The organism is Virgibacillus sp. Bac332 (assembly GCF_003667785.1).
In the GTDB taxonomy this organism is placed as follows: Bacteria; Bacillota; Bacilli; order Bacillales; family Amphibacillaceae; genus Virgibacillus; species Virgibacillus salarius.
Window position 1 is genome coordinate 590,997 of the sequence record NZ_CP033046.1, and the last position, 12,138, is coordinate 603,134.

A 12,138-nucleotide genomic window follows, 5' to 3' on the forward strand; every position below is an offset into this window, starting at 1 on the left:
TCTTCCATCCGTGGGCTTGTTTATCCCCACGGATGGTTAGGTGAACCAATCGGACATTTACTGGCAGTTGATTCCCCTCTTACCAATTTCGGTTTCTCTTTATTGCTTGAAGCGAGAATCTTACTGCCAGTTATATGCGGGATAAATCCCTTCGTACCCATCATCTCATTTCCTGCCATTTTCTTTCCGATAATTTCTTATACTGTTCAATAGCTTCGATTGTTGGCTGCAAGGATGCTTCCCAAAATGACAAATCTGTAATGTCCTGCTTTAGATAGTGGGCTGCCAATTGTTCAATTGTCATTTTTCCTGTGTTTTTTAAAAATGCATCGTATTGAGCCGGAAACTGTACGGGATTTTCCTTATATTGTGCATACATTACATTGCTGAGTAGATAGCCAATGGTGTACGGAAAATTATAAAATGGCAGCTCTGTACGATAAAGGTGTGGGATGGTCATCCATAGATAAGGGTTCATGTCTTTCACCGTGTCTCCATAAACCTGTTTAAACGTGCTTGTCATTAATTCATTTATTTCATTGGGTTTCAATGGGCCAGACTTCCGTTGTTCATATAATTTCATTTCGAAATCAAACATTGCTGGAACAGTCACTTGATACTTTAGACCATTTCCAATCTTCATTTCTAGCAAGGTTAATTTTTCTTCTTCATTTGATGCGCTGTCTATTACAGCATCGAGTACTAGATTCTCAGCGAACGTTGAAGCTGTTTCCGCAATACTTGTACTTCTTTCCTGTGCAAAAGCGGGTTGATCGTTGACTAAGTAATTATGATAAGCATGCCCAAGTTCATGAGCAATCGTTACAACATCTTGATAACTGCCGGTATACGTTAAAAAAATACGACTTTCTTTAGCAATTGGTAAGTAGGCACAAAACCCACCATGCATTTTCCCCTTCCTATCCTCTGCCTCTATCCAACCATTCGCAAAAGCATTTGCTGCAAAAGTTCCAAGTTTTTCACTAAACTTAGAGAATTGGGTAATGATCAAATCTGCCGCTTCTGCGTAAGTAATTTTATTTTTTGATGTAAAGCTTGGTACATCCGTATCATACCATGCCATTTTCTTAAGCTTCATTAACTGCGCTTTTCGTTTTAAATAAGGTTGCATGATGTAACTCTTCGCGCGTATAGCTGATAGCATGGTATGTAGCGTTTTCTCCTTCATTCTATTTTTATCCATTGCCTCTTTTAGCATATTGTCCCAGCCACGCTTTTCATACACATCTAAGCGAAATCCACTTATTCGATTAAATGTCGTGGCAAAAGAGGAGCCATTTTGTTGCAATACATCCATTAATGCTTCCGCTGTATTTTTCCTTAGCGAGCGATTGGGCGAAGCTAGATACATTAATGCTTGTCCTATCGATGCTTCCTCTACCTTTCCCTGTTTGTCGATGAGGATTTTCAATTCACCCATTAACTGTTCGTAGTAATTCTCCCAACCAATAAATCCGTTAATCGCCAATTTATTAATTAACTTTTCCATTTCAGCAGGGAGACGATCTTTGATCCCGGCTCTACGCTCTTCTAGATAAAAACGAACATCTTGAACTTCCTGTAATTGAATAAAATGATTCCATTGATCGACGGAAAAATGATCAATATGCGTGTCAATATCTACAAATAATGCTTCAAACATGGAGCGTACATGATCTATCTCATTCATTATTTTTAATATATCGGGCTCTCCCACATTAACTGCATAGAGGCAGACAATGTAATCCTCTAGCTCTCTTAGACCTTTTAGATTTTTTTGCACATCGCGTAAACAGGAAGCAAATGATAATTGATCATCCACTGTTCCAATCTTCGTATGCAGCCTATCTATCTCTCGCTTTAATTGATTCAACGTCTCATGTAATTTTTTGGAATCTTTACCGCCAGCGTATAATGTATCAAGTTCCCAATTTTCTTTTATAGTTTGTTCCACTTAGCATCCTCCCTTATGAAAAGTATAGCTTATTTTAAATTTTCTGACTCCGTCTTAAGTCGTATATTTATTACATACACAGATTTAATTTTACTTGATGTTAATTACTTTCCTATTAAATTAAATAATTCATGAAGAAAGCATTCTTACACTATGCTTAGTATGTCAGCACAAAAGATATCAAACTTATATTGTATTGAAGGGGCACTATTATAAAGAACCATGGCTTAGGACAAACTCTATTAAACTATCGTAAAAAGAATGGTATGACAATTCGTGAGTTTGCCGATGATGCAGGAATTAGCACGTCAATTATTAATCAAGTAGAAAGAGGACAAGGAAATCCTTTGCTTACTGTATTAGAGTTAATTGCAAAAGCATTAAACGTACCACTGTACGCTTTTTTTTAATGAAATTGATACAGATTCCCTTATTTCCAGAAAAAAAGATCGCGTGAACGTATATCGTGAAAATAATAACCATATTGTCTATGATGTTTTAACACCAGACCTTATGAAGGCACATATCGAACTAGAAGGGACCGAGTATTTTTTAGATGAAGGAGATGTGGTACGTACTCTACCAAATATGAAGCATCGTTTTTTGAATAAAAGTGATAACTCGAGCCTATTTTATTCGTACTTACGTCATCGTTGTTTTAAACCTCTCCTTATCATGTAAGCGTAACTCCTTAAACACGAATAGGGGGCGTTGCAAACATCGATCTAGTATCCATGTTTGCAACGCCCCGTGTTTAACTTTTTTATAAACCAAATACACTTATTACATCGTTACGTTTTATATATTTAATAGTTCCCTGACATCATCTTCACTCAAGCTGGATATCATCGTTTCTCCAGGTTGGATTACTTGATCGATTAATTCTCGTTTCTTTTGCTGCAGCTCATATATTTTCTCTTCAATAGTACCTTCCGTAATAAGCCGAATCACTTGAACTACATTTTTTTGGCCAAAACGATGAGCACGACCTGTTGCTTGGTCCTCAACTGCTGGGTTCCACCATAAGTCATATAGAATAACGGTGTCGGCACCTGTTAAATTAAGTCCCGTTCCACCGGCTTTTAACGAAATTAGAAACACGTTGTTTTCACCATTGTTAAATCGCTCACTGATCTCAACTCTTTCATGCGATGGTGTCTGACCATGTAGATAAAAATAGCCGATCCCTTCATGATCTAACTTCTTAATCAGAATTTCATGCATCGAAGTAAACTGAGAAAATATTAGCATACGCTTCCCATTTCCTAATGCATTCTTTATTGTGTCCATAAGTTGTTCTAGCTTTCCGGATTCCCCTTGATAGTTTTCTAAAAATAGAGATGGGTGACAGCAAATTTGTCTTAGTCTTGTCAAACCGGCAAGTATCTTCATACGGTTTTTTTGAAAGCCATTTTCGTTCATTGATTGTGCAGCTTCTTCTTGTAGCTGTCGATGATAGCCTACATATAAATCTTTTTGCTCCTTCGTTAACTCAGAAGTATGCACGGTTTCAATTTTATCGGGTAGCTCATTTAGCACATCCCGTTTTAGGCGTCGTAAAATAAATGGTCTTGTCATCATAGCAATTTTTTCGTAAGACAGTTGTTTAAATGTTTGATGATTCGGCATTAATCCTGGGAGAATTACTTGGAAGATAGCCCATAGCTCATCAATCGAGTTTTCAATTGGGGTCCCACTTAAGGCAAATCGTCTCCCTGCTTTAATTTGCCGAATAGCTTTCGATGTTTTCGTAGCATAATTCTTTATATATTGCGCTTCATCGAGAATCAGTGTTTGAAAAGATAATTCCTCATACAGTGCAATATCTTGCCGTAACGTTGCGTAGGAAGTAATCCAAACATCCATATTTTTTGAATCCGAAAATTTTCGTCTTCTTTCCTGGGGAGATCCAGTTAAGACAGCTACTTTTAATGTTGGTGTAAATTTTTCAAATTCTTTTTTCCAATTATATACAACAGATGAAGGCGCCACAATCAGATGAGGATCTTCACAAAGCTCTGACGCAATATATGCGATACTTTGTAATGTCTTCCCTAGACCCATGTCATCCGCTAGTATACCTCCCAAATGATAATGGCTCAATGATTTAAACCATTGATAGCCAATTTGCTGATAATTTCTAAGTGATGCCTCCAGCGTATCTGGAAGTGGGTATACTTGTTCTTCTGGAGATTTTAACTGATGTAGTAATTTACGAAATGATAGATCATAACGCTTACTCGTTTCCAGTAGCTCATCTACCTGTGTACCTTGATACACTGGCACCTTAACCTTGCCTTCATCCAGATCATTGACCTCAATATCCATCCCATCTAAGAACCGTCTAACAGATGAAAATGTGTCACTTTCCAAGGAAAGAAGTGCTCCATTATCCAAACGATAATAGCGTTTTTTTTCAATAACTGCCTCTAATATTTGATTTACCTCTGTGTCATTTATCCCCTCAATATCAAAACCGATATCAAGTAAATTTGATGCATTTTCCAATTTAACACTTGTACTTGTCATCGGTTCTTGTTCGACGATTAGATTCCGTATTTCTGAGGTTAAGTAGAGCTCCACATACTCCTTTAGCTTTGGAAGCATATAATAAATGAAATCATACATTTCCTCTTCGTTTTCCATATCGATATAGAGCTCTTTCCCATTATAGTGAAAATCAGCATGTTCTATGAGTCGCATAATTTGTTGTTCTTTTTCCACATCACGAATAATAATGACTTCATTTTCTTCACGTCCACTAAAGGGGTCAATTTGTTCTTTTCCATAATGATATTCTAATCTACCTACGACCCATGCTGCCTTCACCTCTAAATAGAGTTTTGCCTGTAATGGTACTTGAATAATATCTTTAGCTACCTTATCATCGATCGCTACCTCACCAATTTTTTTCAATGATGGAATAACAGTAGAAACAAATTCATCTGCCTGCTTCTTGGCGATTGGTAAATGAAAACCTTCATTACGGAAATGACTAATCTGTTCAATCACTGGAACTTGATGACTTTGAAGAAAATAAAATATTCCTTCAGAAAATAGTAATTCATAGGCATCTAAGTAGATAAAATCATTCACCTTTTCCATTTCCAATTGCAAATCTTCTTGTTCACTAGCGGTTAAAGAAAATTGAAAAGGTAACGAATCCCTATTAATGGATACAGATGGATACGTGAGATCCTTTGTTTCCACAGTCAATGACTGCGCTACTAATTTTTCTAGCAACGCTTTTGCCTCTAGTGGTGGAATGATAATCGATCGTTTACTTGCTTGATCGCCTCTAAAAAAAGGATTGGTATGATAAATTCTTTCATTTTTAATGATGGCAGATAATGTCTCTAAAATCTGCCGATCCACATCTGAAAAAGTGTGTATATCTGGATTATAGGAAAATTTTTTTGTCATCGGGTATTCCGATGCTTGTGAAACATGTTGGAGAAATTCACCTGCATTTTTCACAACAAAACAACGCTTTTCTCCCACTTTAAGCTCAATTTCCAATTGACTATTAAAAGCTAATTTGCAACTATACTCTACCTTAAGCATCGTTTGCTTTGGTAACGCAGTTTCATTGTCGTTATTGTTTTGCGGAATGTTATGAAGTGCATTCATAAATTTCCGAGTCATGTTGTAATCATATGAGGAATATTTAGGAACCTGAAATTTCTCATTGTCTTTATTAACGATATGGATTAATACCGCAGCTATATGCTTACATGAACCAAATGCGTCAAATGCCGGACAATCACAATACGTATCAATGGTACCTTTAGAAAAATCCTTCATATTAATCTCGACAAAATAATTTTCCGATCCGTGTACGATGGCAGTCCATACTTGATAATTAATATCGTATAAAAGATCACTTACCTTATCTTGTAAATAGTAGTCTAATCCTCGCTTATATATAACGGAAGGAAATAATTTTTCAACATTGATGTTTCGGATACTTTTCAAAATAGCAAATACCATCCTTTACCAATTCTTATTACTATTGTATACGAGTTTTCATTGATTTTAAACTGAAGCCTGCTCATAAAACAGCTTTTCCCGTCATTTACCCTTACAAAACTGTAAGCTTGCTGAAAGGAAAATCCATACCTTCTAACTCCTAATAACGGTAGACTAGCATTAGAAAATAAAGTTGGAGGTAGGATTATGAGTCAACCTGTATTACACGTAAACCATTTAAATAAAGTTTATGGGAAGAAAAATGAAAATCAATTTCACGCATTAAAAGACGTCTCTTTTGATATAGAGAGCGGTGAATTTGTTGGAATTATGGGGCCATCAGGCGCCGGAAAAACCACTCTATTAAATGTTATTTCTACATTAGATCAATCTTCTAGTGGAACCATTGAGATCGCTGGTACGAATATTACCGCTATGAAGCAAAACCAGTTGGCAGATTTTCGTTCCGAGCAGCTTGGATTTATCTTTCAAGACTTTAACCTGTTAGAAAACCTGACTGTATATGAAAACATTGCTCTACCGTTATCATTAAAAGGTGTTTCCACTCGACATATTAAGCCAAGCGTGATGAACGTTGCACAAAAATTAGGTATTGAAAAGATTATCGATAAATATCCTATTACAATATCTGGAGGTCAAAAACAACGTGTTGCTGCTGCGCGAGCACTTGTACATGAGCCTGCCATGATTTTAGCAGATGAGCCAACCGGTGCCTTGGACTCTAAAAACGCAAAAAGCTTAATGGAAACATTAGTTCACTTAAATGAAAAGCTTAATACTTCAATTATGTTAGTTACACATGATCCGTTAAGTGCTAGCTATTGTCAGCGAATCTTATTCATCCAAGATGGCCAATTATATAAAGAAATCCATCGCAACACAACAAGAAATAGCTTCCATCAGGAAATCCTAGATGTACTTGCTGAGTTTGCTACATCAAATGAATTGGAATAGAAAGTAGGTGATACGATGTTAGTAAAATTAACTTTATCAAGTATGCGAAAAATGTTTAAAGATTATTTAGTATTATTGTTTGGATTAACGATATCCATTGCTATTTTTTACATGTTTCAAACGTTAGCTCAAAATAAAGCATTTGTTGAAGCAAATTCATTAATTAGTTCCATCATGTTTGTGTTTCATGTTGGTTCCTTTATTTTAGGGTTTATTACCATTTTCTATATATTCTATGCCACTTCTTTTATTCAAACATTAAGGCAAAAAGAAATGGGCATGTATATGACACTTGGAGCTAAAAAGGGTAAAATCACACAACTGATGTTTTTCGAAACATTCTTCATTGGGATTATCTCTCTTGTCGTAGGAATCATAGTCGGAGTTGGATTATCGATTGGTATTTCTGACTTGTTAATGCAACAGCTTGATTTTTCAGTAGAAGGATTTAAGGCAGTATATACTTCCTCCATCCTTACAACCGTTATCTTTTATATTATTTTATTCCTGTTGACTTCCATCGTAAATGCTTGGCAGATTGGCAGAAGAAGTGTATTACATTTACTACACGCTGGTCAGAAGCAAGATTTCGTGAAGGTAAGTGGTGTAAAAACGTTCTTTGGCGTGCTATTTGCCATTATATTAATCGGCATTGGCTATTTCGCAATGATTGAAATTGAAAAGCTACAGCAGTTAGGTGTAATTTTAGCCTCCGTTACAATTATACCAGGAACATACCTTGTTTTTATCTCGTTTTTACCCTATTTCTTGAAAAAGCTAAAGCAAAACCGACAGCTTAATGAGAAAGGAATTAATTCATTTACACTTGGACAACTTCGTTTTCGTATGCTTAACTTAACAAAGGTACTAGGAACGGTTGCCATGCTTATTGCTCTTGGATTAGGAGCCATGACAGCAGGGATCTCCTTTTATCATAATATTGAAATTCAATCTTCCATGTTCCATGCGAATGATGTCGCCATACATCAACCAACTGAGCAAGATTTAGAAGCACTCAAGTCGATGGATGTGACTGAACAGCATACGTATACGTATAAAGTAACTGATGATGGTATTTATTTTCTTAAAAATAAGCTAATCGAAGATCCACCATTGGTGCAGGCGTACAATGCACAGTTTGAGTTACCAAAAAAGCAACGTGTTGAAGATAAATTACCTGCTTCGTCTTATTCACTTCAAGAAGATGCAGGCTCTGAGGAATTACCTGAAAATTGGTGGTCAGCAATATCTACCGAAATCAATGCTAGCTACAACATGTTTGGCTCTACTTCAGTGTATGTTGTTGATCAGGCTAAGTACGACGAGATAGATGCGAACGATAATGAAGTAATTTTGGCTCGCGTCGAAGATTTTAAGGCGGACATTCCGCAGATAGAAAAAATCGATAAGGGTCAAGCTCAGATCGCAGAAAAATATCGTGGAGAACCAGTTGAAAATACCGGTAGTAAGTTCACGAACTATGTTGCATTAAAGAGTCTTGCTAGCGGAACCATTTTTATGGGAATATTCCTAGGAATAGCTTTCTTAATGATGATGGCCAGTGTTCTGATGTTTAAATTACTATCAAGCGCAGGGGCAGATATACATCGCTATAGTATGCTAAGGAAAATTGGCGTACGCAAATCATTATTGAAGAAATCTATCTACCGTGAGCTCTTCCTATTATTCCTTTTTCCAGCGTTAGTTGGCTTAGTGCATGTAATTGTGGGAATGCAAATGTTCTCGTTTATTATCATTGAGCCTTATACAAAAATTTGGATCCCAATTAGTATTTTCTTCGTAATTTACGGACTATACTATTTGATTACCGTTCATTTATATAAGCGAATTGTCCTTCCAAAGGAAAAATAGTGTTAGCAGCTAATCTAAAAACCAAGCGATAATTATCTTCGCTTGGTTTTTTACTGCCGATTATGACTACGAGCTGCCTTCCATACTAGATATATATATAAAATAATCGAAAGCGACACAGAGCCTGCAGCTGTTACATAAATGAAAGAATAATTGAATACAAAGGCAATTTGTCCAAATATAATAGCGCCTAACCCTATACCTAAATCAAAGAAAGAGAAAAATGTTGCATTTGCCATACCCTTTCGATTACCCGGCGCATTTTCAACAGCCCATGCTTGTAAGGCTGGCTGCACAGAGCCAAATCCAAGTCCATACATACCAGCTGCAATTAGCATAACTGCAGTATTTGGCAGCCAGGCTAATAAGAGCATTGCCCCAAAAATTAAAACCGTCCCTGGTAAAAAGACATAGAGATGCCCTTTTCGATCATACACTTTACCAGCAAAGGTACGAGAAATCATTAAAAAAATGGCATATACAAGAAAATAAGATTCGATTCCAGCTACACTTTTTTCTGCTGCGTGTAACGGAAGGAAAGTGGCAATTCCTCCAAACGTAAAGGTAATAAAAAATAATAACATGGAAGGCTGTATTGCAGTTTTTTCAAAGATATCGAACTTCACCGCAACTGTTTTATGTTCAGACTGGTCTACCTTTTTATACCTGATTGTACTCGATAATATAAATGCAATCAAACCACCACTAGCACAGATTAGAAATAGTTGTGGAAAGGTTATGACATCTACTAATGTCAATCCAAGTGAAGGACCAAAGGCAAGAGCAATGTTACCTGATAATCCGAAATAACCCATCCCCTCTCCACGGCGTTTAGGGGGAATAAGATCGGTGGCAATTGTTCCAGTCGCTGTGGTTGAAAATCCCCAGCCTATTCCTTGAACAATTCGCATCATAAGTAAAAAGGCTATGCTTGTAACGAAGGCGAAAGAGCCAACCGATAATACAAACACACCAAGACCGAACATATAAACAAAGCGTCTCCCTCTAGATTCCAGTGCATGACCAGCATATGGTCTCATTAAAAGTGCTGAAAATGTAAAAATACCAACAATAATGCCGATTAGCTGATCACTACCACCAAGCTCTTTCACAAATAATGGCAGGGTTGGGAGCGTCATTTGAAAACCTAGAAAAATAAAGAAATTAGCTAAACAGATTAGTATAAAGTCACGCGTCCAGATTTTTCCAGATTTATTTGTAGTAGCTTGCTGTGCATCCACAATAACCCTCCTTTTTCTTCGACACTCGAAATATATTATACAGATTTGGAGGGAGAAAGCAATGATTACAAACTATGAAGCTATTCATTTAGTTACTTGTTCTATAAGAGTGACTGTTTTTTGTTGAACAGTAAGGTGGATGAGACAACTACCAATGAAAATAAAGGGAAAATTCAATTCAGTTGGAGATGTTTATATACCGTTAATCACCAGTACAACTAGTATAGTTCTGTCTTTTATTGATACAATGAAAAAAACAATATGATTATACAAGGAGGATACAATTGTATCTTCGTTATGTACTGAAAGTAGGGATATAAATGACTACATACTACCTTGGTGTCGACATAGGCACAACAAGTACAAAGGCGGTACTCTTTACAAAAGATGGAAGAATTACCTCAAATCATACGATCCATTATCCGCTACACACCCCAACTCCATTGATTGCCGAACAGAATCCATTGGAAATATTTGATGCAGTGATCCGTAGTATTCGCGAAACAATTCGAAAAAGCAACATTTCACCGATGGATGTATCATTTATTTCCTTCAGCTCAGCAATGCATAGTCTCATTGCTGTGGATAAATCGGATCAACTTTTAACCAATAGCATTACATGGGCAGATACACGAAGTACAAAGTACGCGGATCAAATAAAGGAAAATAATGGACATGCTTTATATTTACGCACGGGGACACCTATTCACCCAATGTCTCCATTGTCTAAAATAGTGTGGTTGAGGGAAGAAAAGCCAGAGATATTTAGACAGACCAAAAAATTTATTTCCATTAAAGAATATGTATTTTTTCGGTTATTTAAAACCTATGCTATTGATTATTCTATAGCTTCCGCAACGGGTTTATTGCATTTAAATAGGTTGGATTGGGATGAAGAAGCATTACGTGTAGCAGGGATATCAACAAGTCAACTCTCTAAACTGGTTCCTACCACTGAAGTATTCACTGGCATATCCGATGAACTGAGTCATTTTATGGGAATTAAACAAACAACGAAATTTGTCATTGGCGCAAGTGATGGCGTTCTTTCTAACCTCGGAGTGGATGCAATGGAGCAAGGTGTTATTGCAGTTACAATTGGTACAAGTGGTGCCATACGGACAGTTACAAATAAACCACATACCGATGTAAAGGGTAGGACCTTTTGCTATGCATTAACAGAGAAGCATTGGATCATTGGGGGAGCTGTTAATAATGGAGGCATGATACTACGATGGCTCCGAGAGGAATTGGCTGATGCTGAGGTCGAAACAGCAAAACGCCTAGGTATTGATCCGTACGACATGCTCACTGAGATCGCCTCTAAAGTAAATCCAGGTGCGGACGGATTGCTCTTCCATCCATATATGACTGGTGAACGTGCCCCATTTTGGAATGCTAATGCCCGTGGTTCTTTCTATGGGCTTAGTATCCATCATCAAAAGCAACATATGATACGAGCAGTACTAGAGGGCGTTATTTACAATCTATACAGTGTATTACTAGCATTACAGGAACATATTGGAGAACCATTAAGGATCCAAGCAACAGGTGGATTTGCTCGTTCTGAGATGTGGCGGCAGGTATTGGCAGATGTCTTTGATAAACCAGTTATCGTGCCTAAAAGTTATGAAAGCTCATGTTTAGGTGCTGTGATTCTTGGAATGTATGCCCTTGGTGAAGTTGAAGACCTGCAAAGTATTTCCGATATGATTGGCAGCACGCATACACATTATCCAGAAAAAAATTCAAGCGATATTTATCGGGAGCTACTTCCAATTTTTATTCGCTTATCAAATTTATTTGAAGATGAATACCAGTGTATAGCGGACTTTCAACGAAAGCATAGCACGAATTATTAGAGGTAAATTACTATTCGCTGATATCTAAGTGTCATTCAATTTAATCAACGATATTAGATACGAGCAGGAAAAGATTATGCAAAATGTATGACGTAATTAAAAGAGGTAACAGCTTTTGAGTTGAACTTTCAAAAGATCGTCTCGAATTTCAAGTGCTTATTCCGCTTCCCGGTATTGGAGAAATTACAGTCGTCAGAGAGTTCGACGATAGTCGTCGTTTTAAAAACCATAAAGTGAAACTTAAGCCGTGGGGGGTTTTGTTATT

7 protein-coding genes and 1 pseudogene are annotated in these 12,138 nt (G+C 36.9%); 4 read left to right on the forward strand and 4 right to left on the reverse strand.

Going from position 1 to position 12,138, the window contains the following annotated elements:
• Nucleotides 1-20: 20 nt before the first annotated feature.
• Both D9782_RS22675 and D9782_RS02720 read right to left on the reverse strand, forming a co-directional pair.
• Complete coding sequence (locus D9782_RS22675) at nucleotides 21-179, reverse strand: hypothetical protein (protein ID WP_162986314.1); 159 nt, start codon at nucleotides 177-179, stop codon at nucleotides 21-23.
• The gene (locus tag D9782_RS02720) at nucleotides 161-1,954 is read right to left on the reverse strand and encodes a M3 family oligoendopeptidase (RefSeq protein WP_121604013.1); all 1,794 of its coding nucleotides are present in this window, start codon (nucleotides 1,952-1,954) and stop codon (nucleotides 161-163) included. The genes D9782_RS22675 and D9782_RS02720 overlap by 19 nt, the downstream gene beginning before the upstream one ends.
• 266 nt (nucleotides 1,955-2,220) lie before the next feature.
• On the opposite strand from D9782_RS02720, the pseudogene D9782_RS02725 reads away from it, so the two are divergent.
• A pseudogene (locus tag D9782_RS02725) lies at nucleotides 2,221-2,616 on the forward strand (helix-turn-helix domain-containing protein).
• A 136-nt stretch (nucleotides 2,617-2,752) separates the two neighbouring features.
• Here D9782_RS02725 and D9782_RS02730 read toward each other — a convergent pair.
• Entirely contained in the window at nucleotides 2,753-5,929 is a 3,177-nt protein-coding gene (locus D9782_RS02730) for a DEAD/DEAH box helicase (protein ID WP_121605800.1), read from the reverse strand.
• A gap of 201 nt (nucleotides 5,930-6,130) precedes the next feature.
• Between D9782_RS02730 and D9782_RS02735 the strand changes: the two genes are divergently transcribed.
• Together D9782_RS02735 and D9782_RS02740 are read left to right on the forward strand one after the other, a co-directional pair.
• The gene (locus D9782_RS02735; protein WP_026682960.1) at nucleotides 6,131-6,898 is read left to right on the forward strand and encodes an ABC transporter ATP-binding protein; all 768 of its coding nucleotides are present in this window, start codon (nucleotides 6,131-6,133) and stop codon (nucleotides 6,896-6,898) included.
• Nucleotides 6,899-6,913: 15 nt separating this feature from the next.
• Entirely contained in the window at nucleotides 6,914-8,770 is a 1,857-nt protein-coding gene (locus D9782_RS02740) for an ABC transporter permease (protein WP_121604014.1), read from the forward strand.
• Nucleotides 8,771-8,820: 50 nt separating this feature from the next.
• Here the strand turns inward: D9782_RS02740 and D9782_RS02745 are convergent, their stop codons facing one another.
• On the reverse strand, nucleotides 8,821-10,011 hold the full coding sequence (locus tag D9782_RS02745; RefSeq protein WP_226983566.1) for an MFS transporter: 1,191 nt from the start codon (nucleotides 10,009-10,011) through the stop codon (nucleotides 8,821-8,823).
• A 320-nt stretch (nucleotides 10,012-10,331) separates the two neighbouring features.
• Between D9782_RS02745 and gntK the strand changes: the two genes are divergently transcribed.
• Nucleotides 10,332-11,873, forward strand: coding sequence for a gluconokinase (gene gntK, locus D9782_RS02750; protein WP_121604015.1), 1,542 nt, complete (start codon nucleotides 10,332-10,334; stop codon nucleotides 11,871-11,873).
• Nucleotides 11,874-12,138 lie beyond the last annotated feature (265 nt).